The sequence below is a fragment of the Thiospirillum jenense genome, assembly GCF_014145225.1.
GTDB classification, from domain to species: domain Bacteria; phylum Pseudomonadota; class Gammaproteobacteria; order Chromatiales; family Chromatiaceae; genus Thiospirillum; species Thiospirillum jenense.
The window spans coordinates 13,021-38,446 of the sequence record NZ_JABVCQ010000015.1; the positions used below are offsets into that span (position 1 = coordinate 13,021).

22 protein-coding genes and 1 other RNA gene are annotated in these 25,426 nt (G+C 47.9%); 9 read left to right on the forward strand and 14 right to left on the reverse strand.

Annotated elements, in window-relative coordinates; translation table 11 throughout:
- Nucleotides 1–50: 50 nt before the first annotated feature.
- Both HUK38_RS08110 and lptF read right to left on the reverse strand, forming a co-directional pair.
- Nucleotides 51–1,970 (reverse strand): GspE/PulE family protein, encoded by a 1,920-nt coding sequence (locus tag HUK38_RS08110; RefSeq protein ID WP_182583827.1) that lies wholly within the window; start codon nucleotides 1,968–1,970, stop codon nucleotides 51–53.
- A 32-nt stretch (nucleotides 1,971–2,002) separates the two neighbouring features.
- Nucleotides 2,003–3,145 (reverse strand): LPS export ABC transporter permease LptF, encoded by a 1,143-nt coding sequence (lptF, locus tag HUK38_RS08115; RefSeq protein ID WP_182583828.1) that lies wholly within the window; start codon nucleotides 3,143–3,145, stop codon nucleotides 2,003–2,005.
- Between the two features lie 13 nt (nucleotides 3,146–3,158).
- Between lptF and bioA the strand changes: the two genes are divergently transcribed.
- The 5 genes from bioA (at nucleotide 3,159) to HUK38_RS08140 (ending at nucleotide 6,793) form a co-directional block, all read left to right on the forward strand.
- The gene (gene bioA / locus HUK38_RS08120; RefSeq protein WP_182583829.1) at nucleotides 3,159–4,469 is read left to right on the forward strand and encodes an adenosylmethionine--8-amino-7-oxononanoate transaminase; all 1,311 of its coding nucleotides are present in this window, start codon (nucleotides 3,159–3,161) and stop codon (nucleotides 4,467–4,469) included.
- Between the two features lie 83 nt (nucleotides 4,470–4,552).
- Nucleotides 4,553–5,116 (forward strand): peptidylprolyl isomerase, encoded by a 564-nt coding sequence (locus HUK38_RS08125; protein ID WP_182583830.1) that lies wholly within the window; start codon nucleotides 4,553–4,555, stop codon nucleotides 5,114–5,116.
- Nucleotides 5,117–5,273: 157 nt separating this feature from the next.
- The gene (locus tag HUK38_RS08130) at nucleotides 5,274–5,705 is read left to right on the forward strand and encodes a DNA polymerase III subunit chi (RefSeq protein ID WP_182583831.1); all 432 of its coding nucleotides are present in this window, start codon (nucleotides 5,274–5,276) and stop codon (nucleotides 5,703–5,705) included.
- Between the two features lie 26 nt (nucleotides 5,706–5,731).
- Nucleotides 5,732–6,122, forward strand: an RNA gene (gene rnpB, locus HUK38_RS08135) — RNase P RNA component class A.
- A 92-nt stretch (nucleotides 6,123–6,214) separates the two neighbouring features.
- Entirely contained in the window at nucleotides 6,215–6,793 is a 579-nt protein-coding gene (locus tag HUK38_RS08140) for a hypothetical protein (RefSeq protein WP_182583832.1), read from the forward strand.
- Between the two features lie 69 nt (nucleotides 6,794–6,862).
- Here the strand turns inward: HUK38_RS08140 and HUK38_RS08145 are convergent, their stop codons facing one another.
- The 7 genes from HUK38_RS08145 to HUK38_RS08175 all read right to left on the reverse strand — a co-directional run bounded on the left by HUK38_RS08145 (nucleotide 6,863) and on the right by HUK38_RS08175 (nucleotide 14,556).
- Nucleotides 6,863–7,996, reverse strand: coding sequence for a glycosyltransferase (locus tag HUK38_RS08145; protein WP_202985526.1), 1,134 nt, complete (start codon nucleotides 7,994–7,996; stop codon nucleotides 6,863–6,865).
- A 127-nt stretch (nucleotides 7,997–8,123) separates the two neighbouring features.
- On the reverse strand, nucleotides 8,124–9,098 hold the full coding sequence (locus tag HUK38_RS08150; protein ID WP_182583833.1) for a hypothetical protein: 975 nt from the start codon (nucleotides 9,096–9,098) through the stop codon (nucleotides 8,124–8,126).
- Nucleotides 9,099–9,200: 102 nt separating this feature from the next.
- Entirely contained in the window at nucleotides 9,201–10,130 is a 930-nt protein-coding gene (locus tag HUK38_RS08155; RefSeq protein ID WP_182583834.1) for a histone deacetylase family protein, read from the reverse strand.
- Between the two features lie 18 nt (nucleotides 10,131–10,148).
- Nucleotides 10,149–11,597 carry an Asp-tRNA(Asn)/Glu-tRNA(Gln) amidotransferase subunit GatA gene (gatA, locus tag HUK38_RS08160; protein ID WP_182583835.1) on the reverse strand — a complete coding sequence of 483 codons (1,449 nt, stop codon included), beginning with the start codon at nucleotides 11,595–11,597 and terminating at the stop codon, nucleotides 10,149–10,151.
- A gap of 12 nt (nucleotides 11,598–11,609) precedes the next feature.
- On the reverse strand, nucleotides 11,610–12,596 hold the full coding sequence (locus tag HUK38_RS08165) for a DNA-methyltransferase (RefSeq protein ID WP_182583836.1): 987 nt from the start codon (nucleotides 12,594–12,596) through the stop codon (nucleotides 11,610–11,612).
- Between the two features lie 128 nt (nucleotides 12,597–12,724).
- Nucleotides 12,725–13,006, reverse strand: coding sequence for an Asp-tRNA(Asn)/Glu-tRNA(Gln) amidotransferase subunit GatC (gene gatC, locus HUK38_RS08170; RefSeq protein WP_182583837.1), 282 nt, complete (start codon nucleotides 13,004–13,006; stop codon nucleotides 12,725–12,727).
- A gap of 71 nt (nucleotides 13,007–13,077) precedes the next feature.
- Nucleotides 13,078–14,556 carry a glycogen synthase gene (locus HUK38_RS08175; protein ID WP_182583838.1) on the reverse strand — a complete coding sequence of 493 codons (1,479 nt, stop codon included), beginning with the start codon at nucleotides 14,554–14,556 and terminating at the stop codon, nucleotides 13,078–13,080.
- A 164-nt stretch (nucleotides 14,557–14,720) separates the two neighbouring features.
- Here HUK38_RS08175 and ilvA point away from each other — a divergent pair, with 164 nt between their 5' ends.
- From ilvA to HUK38_RS08190, 3 genes are all read left to right on the forward strand, one after another.
- On the forward strand, nucleotides 14,721–16,268 hold the full coding sequence (gene ilvA / locus HUK38_RS08180) for a threonine ammonia-lyase, biosynthetic (protein ID WP_182583839.1): 1,548 nt from the start codon (nucleotides 14,721–14,723) through the stop codon (nucleotides 16,266–16,268).
- A 104-nt stretch (nucleotides 16,269–16,372) separates the two neighbouring features.
- Nucleotides 16,373–18,142: a SulP family inorganic anion transporter gene (locus HUK38_RS08185; RefSeq protein WP_182583840.1), complete on the forward strand. Its 1,770-nt coding sequence runs from the start codon at nucleotides 16,373–16,375 to the stop codon at nucleotides 18,140–18,142.
- Between the two features lie 268 nt (nucleotides 18,143–18,410).
- Nucleotides 18,411–19,373 carry a serine hydrolase gene (locus HUK38_RS08190; RefSeq protein ID WP_182583841.1) on the forward strand — a complete coding sequence of 321 codons (963 nt, stop codon included), beginning with the start codon at nucleotides 18,411–18,413 and terminating at the stop codon, nucleotides 19,371–19,373.
- Here the strand turns inward: HUK38_RS08190 and HUK38_RS08195 are convergent.
- From HUK38_RS08195 to HUK38_RS08210, 4 genes are all read right to left on the reverse strand, one after another.
- Nucleotides 19,361–19,939, reverse strand: a complete 579-nt coding sequence (locus HUK38_RS08195; protein ID WP_182583842.1) for a sigma-70 family RNA polymerase sigma factor — start codon at nucleotides 19,937–19,939, stop codon at nucleotides 19,361–19,363. The two genes, HUK38_RS08190 and HUK38_RS08195, sit on opposite strands and share 13 nt — an antisense overlap.
- 59 nt (nucleotides 19,940–19,998) lie before the next feature.
- The gene (gene nrdR / locus HUK38_RS08200; RefSeq protein ID WP_182583843.1) at nucleotides 19,999–20,511 is read right to left on the reverse strand and encodes a transcriptional regulator NrdR; all 513 of its coding nucleotides are present in this window, start codon (nucleotides 20,509–20,511) and stop codon (nucleotides 19,999–20,001) included.
- 30 nt (nucleotides 20,512–20,541) lie between these two features.
- Nucleotides 20,542–21,801 carry a serine hydroxymethyltransferase gene (glyA, locus tag HUK38_RS08205; RefSeq protein WP_182583844.1) on the reverse strand — a complete coding sequence of 420 codons (1,260 nt, stop codon included), beginning with the start codon at nucleotides 21,799–21,801 and terminating at the stop codon, nucleotides 20,542–20,544.
- A gap of 85 nt (nucleotides 21,802–21,886) precedes the next feature.
- On the reverse strand, nucleotides 21,887–22,153 hold the full coding sequence (locus tag HUK38_RS08210; RefSeq protein WP_182583845.1) for a ferredoxin: 267 nt from the start codon (nucleotides 22,151–22,153) through the stop codon (nucleotides 21,887–21,889).
- Nucleotides 22,154–22,425: 272 nt separating this feature from the next.
- Between HUK38_RS08210 and glgX the strand changes: the two genes are divergently transcribed.
- Nucleotides 22,426–24,495, forward strand: a complete 2,070-nt coding sequence (gene glgX / locus HUK38_RS08215; RefSeq protein WP_182583879.1) for a glycogen debranching protein GlgX — start codon at nucleotides 22,426–22,428, stop codon at nucleotides 24,493–24,495.
- 4 nt (nucleotides 24,496–24,499) lie between these two features.
- On the opposite strand, the gene HUK38_RS08220 is transcribed toward glgX, so the two are convergent.
- Nucleotides 24,500–25,423 carry a DnaJ C-terminal domain-containing protein gene (locus HUK38_RS08220; RefSeq protein WP_182583846.1) on the reverse strand — a complete coding sequence of 308 codons (924 nt, stop codon included), beginning with the start codon at nucleotides 25,421–25,423 and terminating at the stop codon, nucleotides 24,500–24,502.
- Between the last annotated feature and the right edge of the window lie 3 nt (nucleotides 25,424–25,426).

The window sequence follows — 25,426 nt, forward strand, 5'->3', positions numbered from 1 at the left end:
CAAAAGATCGTCAATACAAACATGCTCGCTAAAGCGTGCAAGTTTATTTATCAACTTTGACCAACTAATCGAATAATTTCGCGTAAGGAACGTGGACGCCCTAAACGTGGTAGGTGACGTAGTGCTTCTTGCAAACTAGTGGACCCTTGAGCAGCTTTTGCTAAACCATCTTCCATTAACGTCACCAATCCAGAGGTATCAATACTAATACGACGAATTTCGGACGACGTTTTTTTACTAAGAATAGCGTCGCGCACCGGTTCATTCAAAACTAATAATTCAAAGATACCAACTCGTCCGGCATAACCAGTAAAATGGCACTTTTTACACCCCCGTCCGATTTGAAATTTTGCTGCAGCAATATCCGCAGGTGCCCAGCCAATCCGTTGTAATTCATGTGCTGTTGGTCGATAAGGTTCGGCACATTGGCTACAAACACGCCGTAATAAACGCTGTGCAAGAATTGAAACAACTGTTGATGAAATTAAAAAACTTTCAATTTGCATATTCATTAACCGCAATAACCCACCAATACTATCTTCGGTATGAAAGGTTGCTAATACCTTGTGTCCAGTTAGCGCCGCTTGAATAGCAGAATCCGCCGAAAACCGGTCACGGATTTCACCAATCACAATCACGTCTGGATCCTGACGTACCATGTGACGCAAGGTTTCATCAAAGGTTAAATTAATTTTAGGATTCAGACTACATTGCGCAATTCCATCAATCACATATTCTACCGGTTCTTCGGCGGTAATAATGCAGCGTTCACTGTCATTTAAATAATTCACACAACCATAAAGACTGGTCGTTTTTCCCGAGCCAGTTGGACCTGTAATTAAAACAACGCCACTGGGTAAATCTAACGCATCTTCTAAAAAAACGTCTAACATGCCACTTGCTAACCCGACTTCTTTAATATCAAGCAGCATTGCTTTACGACTTAATAACCGTAATACAATTTTTTCACCAAAAATGGTAGCATAAAAGGATGCACGCACATCACAAGAGCGACCAGTACGCGCATCTTCAAAACGAAATCCGCCATCTTGATGCCGTCGTTTTTCAGTAATATCTGCTGAGGCTAAAATCTTAAGGCGACTGGTAATAGCTGCTGCTAATGTTAAATCAACTTCTTTATGAAGAATTAATGCTCCATCACGCCGCATTCGAATACGCAGTATCTGTCGCATCGGCTCAATATGAATATCACTAGCACCAAATTCCAATCCATCTATGATTAAATCATTTACAAAGCGGGAGGTATTTGCTTCATCTGATACTGCCACTCGTTGACGCGCATATTGCCGGCTATTCTCAAACTTTTTAATTGCATCTTCAAGCGCTCGCCAAGTACAAATTGCCGGAATAACCGTATCAAACACCGCTTCTGCACCTAAACGAGCGGTTGTGTCTAATGGATTAGTAAATGCAACTAAAATACCATCAGGGCGACGCTGTAAAGGGAGTGCTTGCAAATTACGACACCAATCCGGTGAGATTTGCGTTAATAATGCTTGATCGATTTCACTAAACACCGGTTCTTCGTGTAAAAAATCTAATTGATCGGCCAGTACTTCAATCAGACGCTGTTCTTGAATCATGCCCATTTCTACCAACACTTCACCGAGGCGTTTATTTTGAAACGCTGGATCGTTTTGCGCTTGAAGTGCGGTACGAAGTTCAATTGCTTTAATTAAACCAAGCTCTACTAATAAATTGCCCAGTGGCACAGCTTGACGATTCGTGCGCAAGGTTGCACGTAATTGTTGTTGATTAATATATCCCAAATCCAATAGGACACTCGTTAGTGAGTAATTATCGCCTAATTTAGTGTGTATGCGATACGCATAATTTAATTGCTCTTGCATTAATAATCCATTTTCGATTAATAACACTGCGATCTGATTATTGACAGGTGGCGAGATATTCGATTGCATCGTATTCGGTAAAGTGATGATATTGCTCATAGTATTGTTAAGTCTCAGTGGTAATAAAACTATTAACCATGTAACTGCGAAGAACGCAGCATGGGATTAAATGACTCAAGACGTTTCAACCAAAAACTACTTGGAACAAGTGCTGCTATCACAATTACGACCACAACAATCTGATACCACAAACTCCCCAACCATAATGGTGAGACACCGTTCTCTAACCAGTTTTCGGCAAGCCGTTGTAAATTAAAAAAGGCAAAATACGCAAAAAATGCTAATAACCAACGTCCATTGCCGGCATGACGTGGCGATAAAGTTATTAATGGGATAGCAATCAACAATAACGCAAACACAGCTATTGGATTGGCAACACGATGCTCCAATTCAGCACGATTTGCGCGTTGCATTGTCATAGTTGTTTCTACGGTTGTGAATAAATCACGAGTCGGTTTACTCGATTGCTTGCGCGTCGCCACTGGTAAAAGCGTATTATTATCTGGCAAATGCAAATGATAACGACTGAATTCACCAATGCTGTAAGCACCAGTGCCAGGATTACCGTCATAACGACGACCATTGTATAAAACAATAGAACGCTCTCCAGTTTCTAAGTTTTCATTATAATACCCTGCTTCTGCTAAAATTAAACGGATGGGAACATGGCGTTGATCTTGTAAAAAAATCCCTTGAAAATGTTTATCCTGATTAATAGCGGCGGCATAAAATACTACCTGACCATCTGCCTGTTGATAATAACGTCCAGCGCGAATACCGGCGATTTGAGTTGCCTGTTCTTGCTGTAAATCACGAATAGTTTGAATCTGCGCAGCAGCATAGGGCTGTATGATGAGGGCTAACCAAGCAGTTAATATAGCTAATGGAATAGCGAAATATAATAGGGCGCGGTATAACCCTAATGTACCAATACCGCAGGCTTGTACCGCAATTAACTCGCTGTCACGCGCCATGCGGCCTAGCGCCATGAGAGTGGATACAAAAAAAGCGGGCGGTAATAATTGCGCACTATCACGCAATAGCTGATAGCCTAAAAAGCGGAACGCAATAGTTGTATTGAGCGCCCCAAGATTAATCTCTTCTAAGGTGCGCAAAAACAGTAAACTCATCGTTACTAATAATAATGTCACCATAATAGCAGTGAATACTTTAGCAACTTCAGTCAATACATAACGATCAAGAATAGTCAACATTTGAGAAGTTCCAATGACATTAACGCCCAATCCCGATGCCCCATTTTTTAATTGGGCGCAGCTACTGGCGACCGACGCGGCGCATGTTTGGCATCCTTATAATACAGCACCGGCGCGGGACATGGTATATCCTGTTTGCGCAGCGCAGGGTTGTTTGTTGGAATTAAGTGAAGGTCGGTTTTTAATTGATGGCATGGCATCGTGGTGGTGTGTCATTCATGGTTATAATCACCCCGTATTAAATGCTGCATTAACATCGCAATTAAATTGTGTTGCGCATGTGATGTTTGCCGGCTTAACACATGCACCCGCTATTCAATTAGTTGAGCGCTTAGTTAAATTGACACCGGCGCCATTACAGCGCGTTTTTCTATGCGATTCTGGTTCAATTGCCGTCGAAGTCGCATTAAAAATTGCATTACAATATTGGCAAGCACTGAATGAACCGCAACGCACACACTTTTTAAGTTTTCAGCAGGGGTATCATGGTGATACTTATCATGCCATGTCAGTGTGTGATCCCATTACAGGAATGCACCGTTTATTTACAGATTCATTACCACAGCAATTCTTTGCGTCCGCCCCGACGCCGAATTTTGGTCAATCCTGTACTGATGCTGATGTGCATGAATTGACCCAGTTATTAGAACAGCATCATCAGCAACTTGCAGGTGTCATTATAGAACCCATTGTACAGGGCGCGGGCGGAATGCGGTTTTATTCGGCAGAATATTTAATACGGCTGCGCCAATTGTGCGACCATTTTAATGTATTACTCATTGCTGATGAAATCGCCACCGGCTTTGGCCGTACCGGACGATTATTCGCCTGTGAACACGCTGGTATTAGCCCAGATATTCTCACTTTAGGCAAGGCTTTAACTGGTGGTTATCTCACGCTCGCTGCCACATTGACAACCGATGTTATTGCGGCGACACTCTCCGCCCACGCCCCTTTATTACACGGGCCGACCTTTATGGCTAATCCACTCGCTTGTGCCGTCGCCAATGCGAGTATTGATTTATTATTAGCCAGCGATTGGCAAACGACAATTCAACGAATTGAAAACGGCCTGCGTTGTGGATTAGCACCGGCGCGCACTTTGCCAAATGTGATTGATGTGCGCGTATTGGGTGCAATTGGCGTGATTGAAATGAACGCGCCAGTTGTATTAGCGAATTTTCAACGCCAATGCGTCGAACGTGGGATTTGGGTGCGTCCTTTTGGACGGCTGGTGTATCTAATGCCGCCCTATATCATTGATGATGCGCAATTGACCTATTTGTGCCAAATGCTGATTGAGATTCTCTCCCAAAACAAATAACACTATTGCCAATAGCCACTGCTCTATGCTAGGATTCAATCTCAGTTTTCAACCACTTTATTTGCCCAAGAGGGTTTTACATCATGCGTTTATCTACTGTCACCTTTGCCAGTTTATTAGCAATCACCGCAACCCAATCTATTGCCGCCACCAATCCACACATTGCCATTGATGTCAGTATTGATGGTCAAGCGGCCGGCACGGTTGAATTCGAGTTATTTGCCGACGTGGTGCCGAAAACAGCAGAGAATTTCCGCGCACTTTGCACGGGCGAGCGCGGTGAAGCATTGCGATATGCCGGCAGTCCATTCCATCGTATTATTCCTGATTTTATGATTCAAGGTGGCGATTTTACCAATGGAAATGGCACGGGCGGCCAATCAATTTACGGCGAACGATTTGCTGATGAAAACTTTACATTAAAGCATACACAAGCTGGGTTATTATCAATGGCGAATGCTGGACCCAATACCAATGGCTCGCAGTTTTTTATTACCGTTGCACCGACTGACTGGTTAGATGGCAAGCATGTCGTATTCGGGAAAGTCGTAAAAGGCATGGACGTGATTAGCAAGATTGAAGCGCAGGGAACGTCCAGCGGCCGGCCGCTCAAGCCAGTGGTATTAGAGCGTTGTCGGCAATTATAATCACACGGTTTGACTAACCAGTTCAATGAGATTATAGTGAATCACCTGGCGGTGTTCATTCGTATTCATCGCCAATTTGTGCATCACTTGACGCCGTTACTGTTCAACACTGCCGCCGCTTTTAATTCCTTTATTTATTTTACAGCGCGACTAGGCTATGACACGCATTGACTTTTACTCATTGAAAGAAGGCAGCACTAGCAACCGTTTAAGTTTGACCTGTCGCTTGGTCGAACGTATTCGAGCGGCCGAGCGGCGCATCCTGATTTATTGCCCAGAATTTGCAATTGCGGAACAACTAGATCGGTTATTGTGGGTCTTTCGTGATGGCAGTTTTTTACCGCATGGATTGATTAACAAAGTTGATGTTGAATTAACACCGGTATTGATTACTACGGAAGATCATGCCGCCGGTGAGCATCAGGTGTTAATTAACTTGTCATTCACTGTGCCGAGCTGTTTTAATCAATTTGAGCGCGTGTGTGAACCACTTGATCGTCAGCCTGATATTCTCGCGGCCGGGCGTGAGCGGTGGAAGTTTTATCAAGCGCAAGGCTGTTTATTGCAGCACAATCCAGTTGCAGATTAACCGCCAATTCGATTAAACTCATTACGGGAGTTGGTTAGACAGTCGCTGCTGCGCTGCTGCCAGCGTCGGTGGAGGAAAGTCCGGACTTCATAGGGCAGGGTGCTAGGTAACGCCTAGACGGTGTGAGCCGATGGAAAGTGCCACAGAGAATAGACCGCCAACCCCGTTCACTTGACTGAAATTAAGTATCGGGCGGCAAGGGTGAAACGGTGCGGTAAGAGCGCACCGCGTGGCTGGCAACAGGCACGGCACGGCAAACCCCACCCGAAGCAAGACCAAATAGGGAAGCGATGCGATGCAAGTCGCGGCAGGTTGCCCGCCTGAGTTTCCGGGTAGGTCGCTTGAGGCGCTCGGTGACGGGTGTCCCAGATGAATGACTGTTCACGACAGAATCCGGCTTAACGACTGACTCCCACTTTTCAATTCAGTTCATTTCAAATCTTATTTAACTTAATTGCTAAGTTAATTCTAAAATTCCCCTCTATCTATTTGCTACTGCCGCAATGACAATGCAATCTAAACCACGCCGTTCATTGTTCCTGTGTATTATCACTACTGCGACTTTATTTGCGTTATTTGGATTTGCAGCGGGCTGGTTGGTTCACGGGTTCATTACACCACCACCGGCTGCTTTACCACCGCTGGTCGGGCTGCCTTATGCTACCAGTACCCCCCAATTTGCCACCTACACCAATCAACGGTTTCATTACAACTTGACCTATCCCAGTCACCTTTTATATCCACAAGGTGAATCCGATAATGGCGATGGTCAAACGTTTTTATCCAAAGATGCCACAGCAAAATTAACGGTGTTTGGTAGTTTTAATGCAGAAGAAGAAACGCTCGATGCCGCATTTAATACCGCGCTGCAAATTGCTGCGATGAATGAACGTGTCATCACTTATCAGCGCAAGGCAGATAATTGGTATGTTCTCTCCGGCTACGATCACGGTGCAATTTTTTATTCCAAGTTCTTTTTAATTGACGGGCAATTGATTGGGTTTGACCTGATGTACAGCGAAGAACAACGGCGTATTTGGGACGAAGTCACCAATCAAATCAATGCTAGTTTCCGTCCACAGGGTTAATTGCCAACTGCAAATAAATCCTCGCGGGATTGAAATAGCGCACCGCCCGTTAATGTTCGTTAATCAATTTTAGTCACCCGCCACTCCACCATTTTTTAATAACGCCAAATAACGGGCGCTGCTCATCTCTATTGTATATTCACTCACTGCCGCCCGCAATTGTGCCGCCGGTAATGGATGATCTAAGGTGTGTGCAATCGCTGTTGCAAGCGCCGCTGCATCACCCACTGGCACTAATGCGCCGAATTGACCATTAGCTAATAACTCCGCCGGTCCACTCGGGCAATTTGTTGCAACAACCGGCGTCCCTAATGCCATTGCTTCCGTTAATACATTGGGCGATCCTTCCCACCGCGACGATAATACAAAAGCATTTGCGCGTGCTAATACCGAATAAGGATTTGCATAAAAACCCGGCAATTGCACCACATCCTCTAATCCCAAACTGCGAATGAACTGTTTTAATTCAACCCGCCCGCGGCCTTCGCCCAGGATGATTAAACGGCAGGGGCGTTGTTGGCGTAAAATACCAATAGCGCGAATTAACGTCGGAAAATCTTTTTGCGTTTGTAATCGCCCAGCGCCAACTAAAGTTGGAATACCATCATTGGCACACAACCAATGATGTGAACAGGGCGCCGCCGCGAGGTGTTTTAATTCAGGCGTAATGACTGGATTGCGAATGACGGTAATCCGTTGACGTGGTAATTGCGCGAGGGTGGCAATGTCAGCGGCGACGCCTTCAGAAACGGCAATGATCCCATTTAATGACGGATATAACCAGCGCAATGGAGCGCGGCGCACCCAGCGATAGAACGCGGAGTGATCGGCAATGGCAGTTGATAAATGCGTCCCGAGGCGCAGGATAATTGGCGTTTGAATACCGGCGACATGACGCGCAATAACTGCGGCGCGCCCCGCCCGTTCTTTTACGGCTAGTAATGCGAATGGACGGCGGCACCGCAAATAATGTGCTAATTCAGGAATGACTAATAAGCTGTGTCGGGCGCGCAATGGAATGAGGTTGACTGCGGGCGGTAATTCAATTAAATGTGGGCTGTCACGGCGCATGATTAATAATTCAACTGTGACGCCTTGTTCAATAAAACCACGCATTAAATTGATTAACATACGCTCTACACCCCCGCTGCCGGAAAAAGAGGCGAGAATAGCCAGAGGGGCGGAATGATGATCGGCAGTCATGGTGAGGTCATTCAGTTGGGAGACGTGATTGATGTGAATAATGCAATCAATTCTATAACGGATAAATGATTCTAAATTTTGATTAACTTAATTTAATCGTCATGGTCGTTTTAAAATCGTATTGTGATTAACAGCAGCGCCCCGCTTCAACGGGCAATTGCGTTAATAACTGCAACATGGCATCAATTAAACCCCGCTCATGTAGCGGTAAATTGAACATAAACCGCCCACCCGCCCCAACTTGATAGGCGTGACCACCTAAGTCTAATTGTGTCCCCGGCGGCGCCTGCCCTTCGATGCGCAAATGTCCCCAAACTGCAACTGTTGTATTTGGGTAAGGTGACAGCGGTCCACTACCCGCTAATACAGGATTTTTTGTAAAATCAACGGGTTGTATAGTTGTAATCGGCGGGGGCAGCTGTGAGGAACACTCAGCAGCGGTGACGTGCTGCAAGGGGACATTTGCGATTTCCGCCACAGTGGTATGACTGAATTTGAACGGTGCTACCGTCTCCACTGCGGCGGTGGCGATTGGAAGGGAATGTAGAAATGCAGCGCCAACTGCTTGACTTAACTGTAAATAATTTGACCGCACCAGCATCAACCAACCGCCGTCTGCAGTGGTGACACCCAACTCAGCTTGATAATTGCCAACCAGTGTTGGCGCCAAATAATAGGCATATCCGCGACGTTGCGCATTGGCGACAGTTAGGTACGCAACAGCGACCAGTAACTCAGCGGGTTGTTGACCTTCCGCAACGCCCCGTTGGTAAAGACGCAACATTAATTGCGGTTGCACGAGTCGGGCTGTCAATGCCGTCAAGCTAATAACAAAATTCTCATGCGGCAGATTCCAATTCAACGCTATACCACCGCTTATTGGATAAAGCACCATACCAACTGTTTGCGTACATAATGGAAAAGGCGCGGCGGGTGGTGTAGCAGCTAATAAATCAAGCGTTGGTTCAAGCGCAATGACATCTTGAGTGAGCGACTGCGCAGTGCGATTAAGAAGTGTCGTCGCCAACGTGGTCAAAATCAATGTGCCTGCATTACGAAAGTTAATAAAGATGGCGGGGGTTATTTCCCCAATCGTAGTCACAATCTAATTGGCGAGGCGTAGGTTTTTATTATAGGTGATGCCAAGTGATTGAATAAAAATGCGCGCCGAAAATCAAACTATGACCATGCGCTTCACCGCTGATTAATGTCCAATCAATTCGTCAATATGCACTGCGACGCTGCGACCTAATGCAGATAAATGATAGCCGCCTTCTAAACAAGAGACCACGCGCTCATTCGCGTGACGCACCGCTAATTCATGCAATGATCGCGTTAACCACGCATAATCCGGTTCACGCAATTTGAAATGTGCCATATCATCTTCGGCATGACCATCAAAGCCAGCTGAAATCATAATCAATTGCGGGGCGAATTGATCTAAACGCGGCAGCCAGGCCGTTTCAATAGCAGCGCGCAATGCCGCACCATCCGTCCCGCTCGGCAAGGGTAAATTGATGATATTTGACGCTTGGCTATTAGCACCACTGCCAGGATAAAATGGATGTTGAAAACTGGAGCAAAATAAAACGCGCTCATCACCGGCAAAAATATCTTCCGTGCCATTGCCGTGATGCACGTCAAAATCAATAATGGCAATGCGTGTTAATGCGTGTTCGGCTAACGCATGAGCCGCGCCAATAGCCACGTTATTAAAAAAACAAAAGCCCATTGCTTGATGACGTTCGGCATGATGACCCGGCGGGCGAATTGCGCAAAAGGCGGCATGATGACGTTCACTCATCACTAAATCAACGCCTAAAATCGCCGCACCCGCAGCGCGTAACGCGGCGGATAAACTGCCAATAGACATGGCGGTATCACCATCTACCCACGTTAAAATATCATTCACACGGGGCGCGGCGGCAAATATCATGTCAATATAATCGGCATCGTGAACGCGCAATAATTGTTCACGGGTAGCCAATGGCGCATCATAATGCGTCATTAACATTTCCATGCCGGCAGCAATTAAGCGGTCATTAATTGCGTATAAGCGTTCCGGCACTTCGACATGGTGTGCGCCCATGCGATGTTCATAGCAGTCTGGATGAGAAATGTAAGCTAGATTCATAGCCACCTCATGCGCAATTTATATTAAAGGTGCGGCGCGGTGCCAATCGGTGATTTGTTGCAGGCGATGTGCAAGATTTAATAACCGCGCTTCTTGAAAATCATTTGCCACTAATTGTAACCCGACGGGGAGTCCATTCACCGGCGCGACAGGTAATGATAACCCAGGCAGTCCGGCTAAATTGGTGGAAATCGTGTAGATGTCATTTAAATACATTGCCACCGGATCATCACATTGATCGCCTAATAAAAAGGCAGTGGTCGGCGCAGTTGGACCTAAAATGACATCTACATCTTCAAAGGCGCGTTGGAAATCATCTCGAATTAACCGCCGAATCTGCTGCGCTTTCAAATAATACGCATCATAATAGCCGGCCGATAAGACATAGGTGCCGATCATAATACGGCGTTTGACTTCGGCGCCAAAGGCTTCAGCGCGACTGCGGCAATATAAATCATTTAAATCACGCGGGGCAGTGCAGCGATGACCAAAGCGCACTCCATCATAGCGGGCTAAATTGGATGAGCATTCGGCGGGTGCAATGACGTAATAGGCTGGGACGGATAGGGCGCTATTGGGTAAGCTAATATCACGCACTCGGGCGCCAAGTGATTCATAGAGTTTAATTGCTTGTTGAATTGATACGGCGATGTGATTATCTAATCCAGCGCCGAAATATTCACGCGGTAATCCAATGGTGACGCCATGCAAATCATTATTCAAAGTGGCGCTATAATCGGGAACGGCGACATTGGCGCTGGTGGAATCACGCGCATCAAATCCTGCCATTGTATTTAATAAAACAGCGGCGTCGGCGGCGCTGCGGCTCAATACGCCCGCTTGATCGAGGCTAGAAGCGAATGCAATCATGCCCCAGCGAGAGCAGCGTCCATAGGTCGGTTTAATTCCCGTAATACCGCAAAAGGCGGCGGGTTGGCGAATAGAACCGCCGGTATCAGTGCCGGTTGCGGCAATACAGAATTGGGCGGCGACTGCTGCTGCGGAACCCCCCGAGGAGCCGCCCGGGACGCGGGTTTTATCCCAGGGATTTTTCACTGCACCGTAATAACTGTTTTCATTCGATGATCCCATAGCGAATTCGTCCATATTGGTTTTACCCAATAAAACGACGCCAGCGGCGGCTAATTGACTCACGACCGTTGCGTCATACGGAGCAATGAAGTTATCCAGCATTTTTGATCCACAACTGGTGCGAATACCGGCAGTGCAAAAAATATCTTTATGCGCAATTGGAATGCCGGTTAATAAATGACAATCGCCCTGAGTTAATAGCGCGTCAGCCGCATCCGCTTGAGCGAGTGCTAATTCTGGCGTGACGGTAATAAAACTGTTCAATTGAGCATCATAACGGGCAATACGGTCTAATAGCGTTTGGGTCAATTCCCGACTGGAAAAGTGCCGCTGCCGCAATCCGGCGCTGAGTTCGGCAATGGTGAGATCAAGCATGGCAGGCGGTTCCTAATCTAATGTTTGATGCGGGCGTATTTTATTTGAATTTCTTTGTTCAGCCAATTGATAGTGCAATGTATTTCTTTCCCAAAACACCCCGCCCGAATAACCCTGAATGGTTTTGTCAATATCGGCTTGTGCCAAGCGTTTTTCAGCCCACAGACAATACGCTTCATTCATTTCAATGCCAACATATTGGCGCTCTAATTTCTTGGCAACAACGGACGTAGTACCAGAACCAAGAAACGGATCTAATACAATGCCATGCACTGGACAACTGGCTAGAATTAACTTGGCAATTAACTTTTCGGGTTTTTGCGTGGGATGATCGGTATTTTCAGGCATTGACCAATACGGAATGGACAAATCATCCCAAAAATTACTCGGATGCGTTAAACGAAAATTGCCCTCTTGCGTGATTTCCCAATCTTTTGGTGCGCCATCTTGTTTATACGGCGCCATCACTTTGCGTTTTTGTTTAACCGCATCCACGTCAAAATAATAATCATCATTAGACATCACGCCAAACCAAATATCTTCGGCGGCATTTTTCCAATTCGTTTTCGCACCACGTCCCTTTTCCCGTTGCCAAGTAATGCGGTTTTTTATTTGTACTGTGTCACGCATCACTTGATAAAGACACGCTGAATTCTGCCAATCACCGCATAAATAAACCGAGCCGTTAGGCTTTAGCACTTTAATGAGTTTTGGAAACCAACTGCGCAAATATTCAAGATAAGTTTCATCATCACGCTTGGAAAATTTGAGACCGTGAAAATTCTTGTCGAGGTTATATGGCGGGTCAATAATGAGCAAATCCACGAATGACTGCGGCAGAGCGTCAATGATTAACAGCACATCGGCACAGATGGTTTTATTTATGATTGTGCTAATAGTAAGCGGCTGATTTGAATCAAGTAGCTTTGTTTTATAAAACACTTTTTCGGTATCGTCAACCGTTAATGTTCTATTCCGTGCCGCCCGTACTTTTTGCATGACAGGTGTCTCATCATTCGTTCATACTGACCCGCATTGTTCCGTTTTAATAGAGACCGGTTGCGCGATCCAATAATGCGCAAATACAAGCACGGCGAGAGGTGTTACTATCGCTGTCTCCTGAATATTTATTCAATGACACGCGGCACCAAATAAAACCCCTCGCGTGTAAGGGGTGCGCTCTGTTGAAATAATTCCCGCTGATCCAATTCAGTCACTTGATCGGCGCGCAGGCGTTGCGTTAATTGCAATGGATGCGCAAGTGGTGTGACTGCGGCGGTATCTACTGCATTCATTTGTTCAATCATCGCCAAGATTTGGGTTAATTCCTCGGCGTAATGCGGACATTCTGCCGGCGCTATTGCCAGTTTGGCTAATTCTGCAATACGAGTGACGGTTGAAGTTTCCATAAATAGCGTCTCAGGTTTCAATGAAAAATGGTATTAAAACGGTGGCGGCATTTACCATGCAATCGTGCTGCTCAAGCGGGCAAATCACGGCAAATATGATGGTAAATATCTAAATAATGTTGGCTTGGACGGCGCCATGAATTATCGGTGCGCATCCCATTTAAACGCAATTGCCGAAAATGATCGGGATGATGAAACCACAAACCAATAGCGCGTTTCAATGCAGATTCAAGTCCCGCCGGTGTTAGTTCATCAAACACATAACCATTGCGCTCTTCAAATGGTTTGTCGCTATAATTGGCATCAAATACTGTGTCGGCTAATCCGCCCACGCGCCGCACAATAGGAACACAGCCATATTTCATGGCAATCATTTGCGTTAATCCGCAGGGTTCATAGACGCTGGGAATTAAAATCATATCCGCACTAGCATAAATCAAATGTGCCAGTTCTTCATCATAACCTAACTCTAAATGACAGTTGGGATTACCCAGTTTATCGCACTTGGCTTGTTGAAATTCGGCATCAATGGCTGGATCAAGCGCACTACCCAATAACACAAATTGGCAGTTTTCAGCTAATACATAATCAATGGCATGGCGAATTAATTCGACGCCTTTTTGCCGATCTAAACGACTGACCACTGCAACAATGGGTTTTAAGCCTGATGCTAAATTGAGCCGCCGCCGCAGTGCCGTTTTATTCGCTGCTTTACGGCGTAGATCATCGGCGGTATAACGACTGGTAATTAACGGATCGGTAGCAGGATTCCAGGTTGCATCATCAATTCCATTTAATACTCCGCCGAATTTTTGGTCATATTGGCGTAATAAGGGTTGCAATCCCATGCCTTGTTGTGTGTGTTGAATTTCCCAAGCATATTGCGGTGACACGGTCGTGACAAAATTAGAAAAAACAATACCGCCTTTCATTAAGTTCAATAACTGTGGATTACTGGGGTCTTGCAGACGATCCGCTGTTAATAGCCGCGTCACCTCTAATCCATTCATTTGCAATACATGCGGGTCGGTTTGACCTTGATAACCGACATTGTGCAGAGAATAACACACGCGGGTGCGGTTCATACCCAAACGTTCGTAAATTTCATATAATAGCACTGGTAATAAACCGGTTTGCCAATCATTGCAGTGAATGACATTGGGATGTTGACCAGTCATTAAAAAGTATTCTAAAACGGCCCGGCAAAAGAGCGCAAAACGATCCATGTCATCAGGTTCACCGTAAATACGCCCGCGGCGAAAAAAGCCTTGCGGTGAATGCGGCTCAATAAATAAACACCGCAGTCCATCTACGTCACCGCTTTCAACCGTACAGGGAATACGCCGATCATAAAAGGGCACCCATAAATCCCGATACACTGGCTGGAGATTTTGAATAAAACTGGTGCGCAATACATCATATTTTGGTAATACGATGGTGACTTCGTGACCCTGTATTGTCAGCTCACGCCCTAATCCCTGGATGAAATCTCCGAGGCCGCCGGCTTTTGCCACCGGCGCACATTCGGCGCTGACCATAACGATGTACATAGCAATTGATCCTAATAAACTGGCGAACGATTTGTGCGCATTTTAATTAAATAACGGTCGCAGGTGCGCGAGACTCAATGGTGACGATGATTTTACCACCAGACTTGGTGCAATCTGGGTGGTCACTTGATTTGCACCACAAAAACCGTAAAAATGGTCACATCATGCCGCAATCTTACCTTGAACGTATCCTAACTGCCCGCGTTTATGACGTGGCGCATGAAACACCACTCACCCGTGCGCCGTTGTTATCGCGCCGATTGGGTAATCATGTTTGGCTAAAACGCGAAGATTTACAACCGGTTTTTTCATTCAAATTGCGCGGCGCATATAATAAATTGCATCAATTAGATGCGACAGCGCGGGCGCGGGGTGTTATTGCAGCCTCAGCCGGTAATCATGCGCAGGGCGTGGCGTTGGGCGCGGCGCGATTAAAAATTGAGGCAATGATTGTCATGCCATTAACCACGCCGACTATTAAAGTTCAAGCGGTGCGGCAATACGGTGCGCATACCGTTTTGTATGGCGATTCTTATGATGAAGCCTATGCACATGCGCGGGCGCTGGCGAATGAACGTGGCTTGACTTTTATTCACCCGTTTGATGATTTGGATGTGATTGCCGGGCAAGGCACAATTGGTATGGAGTTGCTGCGCCAACATCCTGAGCCGCCTGCGGCAATTTTCGTACCAGTTGGCGGCGGCGGGCTGATCGCCGGCATCGCCGCTTACGTCAAATCGCTGCGCCCGCAAGTGCAAATCATCGGCGTTGAGCCAGCAGAAGCGCCCACTTTACACGCGGCGCTGGCGGCGGGTGAACCAATTGAATTACCCGAAGTCGGGTTATTTGCCGACGGCGTGGCGGTGCGGCGAATTGGAATTGAACCATTTCGCATTGCGCGCACCTGTGTTGATGCGGTGATTTTAGTGACGGCGGATGAAATCTGCGCGGCAATTAAAGATATTTACGATGACACGCGGGGAATTGCCGAACCGGCGGGCGCATTAGCGATAGCGGGATTAAAACGCTATGTTGAGTTGAATAAAATCAGCGGGCAATCTTTAATTGCGATTGAAAGTGGGGCGAATAGTAATTTTGATCGCCTGCGTCATGTGGCCGAGCGCGCTGAATTGGGTGAGCGCCGTGAAGCGTTATTAGCGGTTGGTATTCCTGAACGCCCGGGGAGTTTTTTAACCTTTTGTAAAGCATTGGGCAAGCGCCAAATCACTGAATTTAATTACCGCTATTCGGATGTGAATACCGCGCACATCTTTGTCGGCGTTGAATTGGGTGGCGGCATTGATGGACGTCACGAATTGATTGCGCGATTAGAAAAAAAAGGGTTTCCCGTCCTTGACATGACCGATAATGAAACAGCTAAATTGCATATTCGGTTTATGGTCGGAGGTCATGTCGCACAAATTGATAATGAGCGACTCATTCGCGTTGAATTCCCCGAACGTCCGGGGGCGTTATTGCGCTTTTTAACGCAATTAGATCGGCAATGGAACATCAGTTTATTCCATTATCGCAATCACGGTGCCGCCTACGGGCGGGTGTTAATGGGGATTCAATTAGCACCTGAGGCGATGACTGATTTAACGCAACTACTCAACACGTTGGGTTATCGTTATTGGGATGAAAGCAATAATCCCGCCTGTCGTTTATTTGTCGGCGCCCATTCCTCTACACCACCCGCAACGGCGGGTTAATCATTGCGTTGGTATTGGTAGTCATTGTCACCCTAAGCAAGGGTTGTTTAGCGTGTCATTGCTATGGTTGATTGTTATTTATCATTATGAAGGGACACGTTGTTATGCCCACATCTGGAACTGTGCATTCTCACCGCCTCAGTTGGTTATTTCCATTTGTATTATGGTTACCCAAAGTAAAGGCGGGCGATGTACGCGCTGATCTCATTGCTGCATTCACTGGCGCCATTGTGGTATTGCCGCAGGGCGTCGCCTTTGCCACCATTGCCGGAATGCCGCCCGAATACGGACTCTATGCGGGCATGGTGCCGGCGATCATTGCCGCTTTATTCGGTTCATCACGGCATCTAGTTTCAGGACCAACGACCGCCGCATCGGTCGTCTTATTTTCATCGCTCTCATTGATGGCGATTCCTGGCACACCCGATTACGTCACCCTCGCATTAACCCTGACCTTGATGGTTGGCGTATTAGAATTATTACTTGGCTTCGCTCGTTTAGGGGCGCTGGTTAATTTCATTTCCCATGCTGTCATTGTCGGATTCACCGCCGGCGCGGCATTTTTAATTGCTGCTAAACAATTAAAACACTTCTTCGGTGTTGACATGAGCAGCGCTGGTGAATTGCACGATATTTTAATTGAGTTTAGCCATCACATCACCGAAATCACCCCGGGCGCCACCCTAGTTGCGGTGATTACTCTACTGGTTGGAATTGAAGTAAAGCAGCGCTGGCCGAAAATACCCTATATGATTGTTGCATTATTAGCCGGCAGTTTAGTCGCCTTTGGATTAAATACATGGTACGGCGCTGAATACACTGGGATTACCACAGTCGGCGCTTTACCGGCAAGTTTACCGCCATTATCCGCCCCAAGTTTTGCATTTGAACACATTCGGCAATTAGCCCCCACTGCATTAGCCGTCACCCTGTTTGCATTAACCGAAGCCGTCTCAATTGGCCGCGCTTTAGCGGCTCGCGGCGGCTATCGAATTGACGGCAATCAAGAGTTTATTGGACAGGGTTTATCCAACATTGCCGGCGCATTTTTCTCCGGTTATGTCGCCACCGGTTCATTCAATCGCAGCGGCGTCAATTATGAAGCTGGAGCGCGCACTCCATTAGCTTCAATTTTCGCTGGCATCCTGTTGATGTTGATTGTGTTATTAGTCGCACCCTATGCCAGTTATTTACCCAAAGCCGCGATGGCGGGTATCTTATTTTTAGTCGCTTGGGGGTTGATTGATTTCAAAGAAATCCGCCATATTCTGCATTCTTCTAAACGCGAAACCGGGGTGTTGCTCGTCACCTTTTTATCCGCACTATTCCTAGAATTAGAATTCGCCATCTTTGCCGGCGTTTTATTATCATTGGTGTTGTATTTAGAACGTACGTCAAAACCGCGTATTGTCACATTAAGTCCTGACCCTCGTTTACCCAAACGCGCCTTTTCGAGCGAGCCAGACGTGCCGCAATGTCCGCAATTACGGTTTATTCGGATTGATGGCTCATTATTCTTTGGTTCTGTGGCACATATTGAACGCGCATTTGATGTGTTACGCGCTCGGCATCCCGACCAAAAGCATTTAGCGATTTTAGCGGAAGGAATGAACTTTGTTGATTTACAGGGCGGACAAGTTTTATTAGATGAAGCGATTCGGCGGCGTAAAAATGCCGGCGGATTGTACTTAATCAACGTAAAACAAGGCTTGTGGGATACATTAGAAGCGAGCGGTTGTATGGAAGATGATGAGGCACGCAATGTATTTCAAACGAAAGAAGCGGCAATTAAAGCGCTGTATCATAAACTCGATAAACGCATTTGCGAAACCTGTGATAAACGCATCTTTAATGAATGTCGCGTGAATAGATAGCGGTGGTTATTTAGTGAATAACTTGGGTTGGATTGATCGAATAAACCCAACCCGTTATTGCCACCAGCGAATGATACTTAGCGCGGGGTCACTTGCCGTTATGCTATACGAATTATGTATGAAATGACTTGAATAATCCCGCCGAGCTAGTTGACTGCACTTGTTTTTTTGACCGCATTGGTTAAGCTAGGCGTTGAACCCAGTGTGCCGTTCGTTGTTAGCACACTTCAACGCCGAGCGCTTACTTTTGACTTGTGCGGAGTCACCCATGTCTCATCAATTCACCTCTCCCACCATTAACGCCGACATTGCGAATGAACATATGAATAATATTAAGCATGAACGGCGACATTTTCTTATTCAACTTGCCGCCCTCAGTACCGGCTGTCTATTGAATACAACGAGTTTATTGACCGAAGCGGCGCCCCAATCGCCATTACAACGCCAAGTGGCCGCATTACTTTATCGGTTTCGTCAACAAGGTTTGATTAACTCCGCTGAAGGAACTTCATGGTCGGTGTATGATTTCACCAGCCAACGTAAATTGGTGGCAATTAATGAAGATGCACCACGCCAAGCTGCAAGTATGATTAAACCGCTGGTCGCATTAGCGTTTTTCTATACCGCCCGGCGGCGGGGATCAGGCTTGCGTTATACACCTGAAATTCGCGCCACAATGGAGCGCATGATTCGCAATAGTGATAATAACGCCACGAATAAAATCATGCATTTGGTGAGTGAACATAATGGCAATCGTGGCCCAAGCGCAGTGGAAATGGTATTAAAACGGGATGCGCCGGGTATCTTTGCGCAAACCGATATAGTTGAATACATTCCACCGAATGGCCGTACTTATAAAAACCGCGCTTCTGCCCATGATTACAGCCGTTTTCTTTATGCACTGTGGTTGGATCGCCTGCCGCAAGCAGCCGAATTACGCAATTTAATGGCTTTGCCGAATCGTGATCGTATTACCACTGGTGTGAGTGCAATTCCAGCGCATGTGCGGGTGTATGATAAAACGGGTTCAACTGCGCAATTGTGCGGTGATATGGGAATAGTTTCGACGCAAATGCGTTCGGGGCGGCCGCATGTGTATACCTTTGTTGGTATTATTGAACGTGACCAAAGTGGTGATTATGGTAGCTGGATTAAATCGCGGGGGGATGCAATGCGTGGCGTATCAAAACTGGTGTATCGCTATATGGAAGAGCGGTATCAATTAGTGTAATACGGCGGTGTAATCACTGCGCAAAATACTGATTGATTAAAACAACACACGCGCCCGCTTGTATCAAATCGCACCCCGCACTGACGTATTAACTGTTGTTTTAGACGCACCCGAGCGCGTTGAATACGCGATTTAACCGCAGACAATGACAATCCCAGTCGTTCAGCTAATAACTGCTGGGGATGTCCTTCAAGATCACAAAAGGTTAATGCGAATTGATCGGCAGTAGATAATTGCGTAAACACAGTTGGCAAACAATGCGCTAAGTCATCAACGGGCGGACGTTGATGATTGAAAATGTCCGGCAATTCATCAAATAACGGCAACATGGGACGCCGCTGTCGTTGCCGATCAACTAATAGGTTGCGGGTAATTTGAAATAGCCAAGCACGGGGTTGTTGTATAGCACAAAAGCCCCGTCCTTGTTGTAACGCATTAATGAAAGTATCATGCAAAACGTCTTCCACATCAGCCGGTTCTGATAAGCGGTGACGTAAATAACGCTGCAATGACGGGGCTTGTGTTGACCAGGCGGTTAATAAACAGAGCGGGGGTGATTGAATCATTATAGAAAGTCACTCATTGATCCAATAATGCCTTGTCCATCCAGTATTTGCGCTAGTTATTAATTACACAAATCCAGCCCGACAAATAAATCTAATTGCGCTTGCCGTGCTTCTGGTGATGGCAAATGTTGCAACCGTTCTATTTCCTCTTTAAATGCCATAATATCATCAAATTTGCGATACACCGATGCAAAGCGCACATAGGCAACGGGGTCAATATCGCGCAATTCATCTAATGCACATTCACCGACTTCACGGGTGGTAATTTCATTCGTACCTAATGCTAATAACCGCCGCCCAATCCGCGCCACCATTGCCTCAATCACATCAGCGCTAATTAACCGCTTTTCGGATGCGCGCAAAATACCCGCCAATAATTTTTGCTGATCGAATGGCACCCGCGTACCATCTCGTTTCACAACGCGGGGCATTTCTAATGCAATAGATTCATAGGTATTAAATCGTTCACAACAGATGCCACAGCGCCGCCGACGTCGCACCTGATCGCCCTCGGGTGATAAGCGCGAATCAATGACTTTCGTATCAGGAGCGCCACAATAAGGGCAACGCATGGGCGGACGGCTCAATAATAATTAAGGCAATTAGGGACGGGTGTACACGGGGAATTGTGCGCACAGGGTTACTACGCGGTTTTTAATTTTGGCAATGACCTCTGCCGCACCGCGACTATCAATAATGTCGCACATCCATTCGGCTAATTGACGCGCTTCATTCACACCAAACCCGCGTGTGGTCATTGCCGGCGTCCCAATTCTAATGCCGCTGGTAATAAATGGTGACTGCGGATCATTCGGCACGGCATTTTTATTCACGGTGATATTCGCCGCCCCCAACCACGCATCCACGTCTTTACCAGTTAAGCCCTGTTCAATAAAGCTGACCAAGAATAAATGGTCATCCGTGCCGCCAGACACGACTGAATAACCGCGTGTCATAAACACCTCAGCCATGGCGCGGGCATTGGTAATAACTTGCTGTTGATAGACTTTGAATGCCGGCTCCATTGCTTCTTTAAACGCCACCGCTTTGGCGGCAATGACGTGCATTAACGGCCCGCCTTGAATACCGGGAAAGACTAATGAGTTGAGCTTTTTTTCAATCTCGGGATTCGCCCGCGCTAGAATTAACCCGCCGCGTGGCCCGCGTAATGTTTTATGCGTAGTAGTGGTGGTGACATCGGCAATTGGCACGGGATTGGGGTAATAACCAGCGGCAACTAAACCGGCGACGTGTGCCATGTCAACAAATAAATATGCGCCCACGCTGTCGGCAATAGATCGAAAGCGCGCCCAATCAATTACCCGTGAATACGCGGAGAAGCCGGCAATCATCATGCGCGGGCGATGTTCATTGGCTAATGCTTCCACTTGGGCATAATCAATTTCACCCGTGTTGGCATCAATGCCGTATTGGACAGCGCGATAGAGTTTACCGGAGAAATTGGGTTTAGCACCATGCGTTAAATGGCCGCCGTGCGCTAAACTCATGCCCAAAATCGTATCACCTGGTTCGCATAATGCCATATAAACGGCGGCATTGGCTTGTGATCCTGAATGCGGTTGGACATTGGCATAGGCGGCGCCGAATAATGCACAAGCGCGATCAATCGCTAATTGTTCGGCAATATCAACGTATTCACAGCCGCCGTAATAGCGCCGCCCCGGGTAGCCCTCCGCGTATTTATTGGTTAATACCGAACCTTGCGCGGCTAATACACGCGGGCTGACATAATTTTCGGAGGCAATTAATTCGACGTGTTCTTCTTGTCGCCGTTCTTCATTGCGCAACGCGGCAAATAACTCGGCATCATAGTCAGCCAGTGATTGATTAGACTCAAACATAACACCATTCCAGTTTCATTCGCATCAGCGGCGTGACACCGCTGATGATGTTTAATAGTAAAGCACCCAGATGTGCAATGAACAATCACCAATCGGCGGCGTGATCGCGGGCGGCACGTTGTTCGGCGCTGGGGAATACGATTTGCCCCTGTTCATCTAATAATAGAATTGCTAATGTTGGGCAACTTTCGGCAATGATGCGCAGGCGCGCTTCATCCAGGTTAATTGCACCAGTGGCGGCGGCGCGGAGTTCGCCATCCACATGGGCTTCACAAAACATGTGCGGTTGTCCGACCCAGCAGGTGCCGCAGCCAATACAAGCGATTTGATCAATGTCAATTTTTTTAATCATGGTGATAAATAAAAAAGCGTTAAAGGAGGGTAACGGTTGCGTGAAAACAACTGTTTATATTACCCCGTCTGCGCATTCTGTGCATTGCATCCTGTCAACTGCGCGCCCGTCGCCTGCTTAACCATGACCTGCTGCCCAGGCACTGGTATCCTAACGGCACGATTTGTCAGGGGCGCGGCGCATCAACACAACTTGTGCTGCCAGGCTGACAATTGCTGCCGTTATCTGCTGTAACGAACGGATTTTATCTAGGTTTGAGGAGAACATGAGTGATGCGCGTTTATGAGGTGTTGCCCGGTAACTGGGATTTGGCCGGGGCGACCTTCGTCGCTGACGGAGTCAATTTTTGCTGTTTTTCGCGTTATGCCACGCGAGTTGAACTGCTGTTATTTGACCGTGACGACAGCCCCCAGCCGTTTCAAATGATTACGCTCGACCCACGCATTCACCGCACCTTTTTCTTTTGGCATTTATTAGTCAAAGATTTACCCGACGGCATATTTTACGGTTGGCGGATGGATGGGCCGAGTAACACCCGCGAGAGCGGCGGCCGCTTTGATCCGCACAAACTGCTGCTCGATCCCTGGTGTACCACCGTCAGCAATCGCCTGTGGGAGCGCCGCCGCGCCTGTCAAGCGGGTGATAATGTCGCGCAGTCCATGCGCTCACAGGTGGTACGCGATCATTATGATTGGGAAGGCGATTGTCATTGCACCATTCCATTAACCGACGCGGTGATTTATGAATTGCACGTCGCCGGTTTTACGCAACACCCATCCGCGCAAGTCACTCACCCCGGCACTTTTTGCGGGTTCATTGATAAGATTCCGTATTTACAGGAATTGGGCATTACGCACGTTGAATTATTACCGATCATGGCTTTCGACGTGCAGGACGTGCCGCCGAAAACTGCCCATCTCGGTTTGAGCAATTATTGGGGCTACAGCACCCACAGTTTTTTTGCACCGCATCCCAATTACAGCGTTGATCCACAGCGGGCGCGAGATGAATTCCGCGATCTGGTCAAAGCACTGCACCGCGCCGGCATCGGCGTCATTCTCGACGTGGTGTTTAATCACACGGCCGAAGGCGGCGCAGATGGGCCGTTAATTAACTTCAAAGGCATCGGCAATGAAGTCTTTTATCATCTTGATTTATTAGATCGCAGCCGTTACCGCGATTACACCGGCTGCGGTAATACGTTCAATTGCAATCATCCGCTGGTCACGCGCTATTTGATTGATTGTTTGCATTATTGGGCGCATGAAATGCACGTTGACGGCTTCCGCTTTGATTTAGCCAGCGCAATGGCTCGCGGTGAAGATGGCAATCCACAACATCACGCGCCGGTCTTATGGTCAATTGAATTATCCCCCGAATTAGGGCGGGCGCATATTATTGCCGAAGCGTGGGACGCGGCGGGTTTATATCAAGTCGGTGACTTCCCCGGCTTTCGCTGGGCGGAATGGAATGGGCGGTATCGGGATGTCATTCGTGCATTCGTGCGCGGTGATGGCGGGTTAATTGCCGAAATCGCCACGCGCATTGCCGGCTCTAGTGATTTATACGAAGTGCGCGGCCGCCGCCCGGCCAATTCTGTTAATTTTGTCACCTGTCACGACGGGTTTACTTTGCATGATTTGGTCAGTTACAACCAAAAACAGAATCAAGCAAATGGCGAAAATAATCTCGACGGGCATAATCATAATTTAAGTTGGAATTGCGGCATTGAAGGCGCGACCACTGATCCGGTTATTCGCGCCCTGCGCCAGCGTCAAGCAATGAACTTCATGGCGATTTTAATGCTCAGTCAGGGCGTGCCAATGATGTTATCGGGGGATGAAATCCTGCACACTAAAAACGGCAATAATAATACCTATTGTCAAAATAACGCGCTGAGTTGGTTTGATTGGAATCAATTAGATCAGCAGCAAATGATGCGCGAATTCACACGCGGCATGATTGCGCTCCGCCGTCGCCATGCCACGCTGCGCCGTCGGTGGTTTTTAACCGGCAAACCCGACGCCCCGGGGCGGCTGCCGGACATCCGCTGGCACGGCGTGGACTTGGATAAACCGGCGTGGGATAGCACGACCAGTCAGTTGCTCGCGTTCACACTTGCCGGCATTGCCGAAGCGGAGGAGCATTTGCACGTCATTCTCAACATGAGCAGCGTTGGGCAGCGGTGCGCCATTCCCGACATCCCCGGGCGCAGTTGGTGGCGGGCAGTGGACACCGCCGATCAGCGCCCACTGCTGGCGCTCGGTGAGCAGGCACCGGTGCATGGCAACCGCATCGCCGTCGCCGCCCGCAGCGTGGTGGTGCTGGAAGCGCGGGTGTGAAACGTCATTCCTGCGCAAGTGTCGCTCGCGGTTGAAATGCGCTGAATTGCTCGGCCAGGCGTTCAAAGACCGCCCGCTGCGCATCAGTTTTCACCGGCGGATTGACAATTTCTAATTGCACCAGCGTATCGCCGGGCGGATTACCCGTTAAACCCCGCCCGCGCAAGCGCAACTTTTGCCCCGACTGCGACTGCGGCGGAATGCGCAAACTGATCGCCCCACCCAACGTCGGCACCGTGACCGTCGCCCCGAGTGCCGCTTCCCAGGGCGCAATCGGCAACGTCAAGGTCAGGTGTTTGCCGTCCACGCGGTAGAGCGGATGCGGCGCCAGATGCACCTCGACAAACAAATCGGTCGCCACCCCGCGCACCGTCGCCCCCTGACCGGCAAGGCGAATCTGCTGCCCATCAGTCACACCGGCCGGGATGCGAATTTTCAACGTCCGCCCGCCTGACCCGTCACCCGACTCGATGCGCAACTGCCGCACTGCGCCTTGAAATGCCTCCTCCAGTGTCAACTCAATCGGCATGGTCGGCGGCTGCTCGGCACGCGCCGTCGCCTCAGCATTGGGTGGCGCATCACGGCGAAAGCCACCGCGACCGAACAGGCTGGAGAAAAAATCGCTAAATTGTTCAATATCTTCGGTGGCAAACGCCGTCTCCCGCCCTCGCGGTCGCGCACCCGGTGGCGGATGAAATGGCTGACCCGGCCGCCAACTCCGCCCAAGTGCATCGTAAGCAGCGCGTTTCTCCGGATCCTTCAGCGCCTCGTGGGCTTCGTTAATTTCTTTAAACCGCCGCTCGGCCTGCGCCTCTTTGCTGACATCCGGGTGATATTTGTGCGCCAACTTGCGATAAGCACGTTTGATTTGCTCCGGCGTCGCATCGCGGGTGACACCGAGGATGCGATAATAATCTTTATATTCCATAAT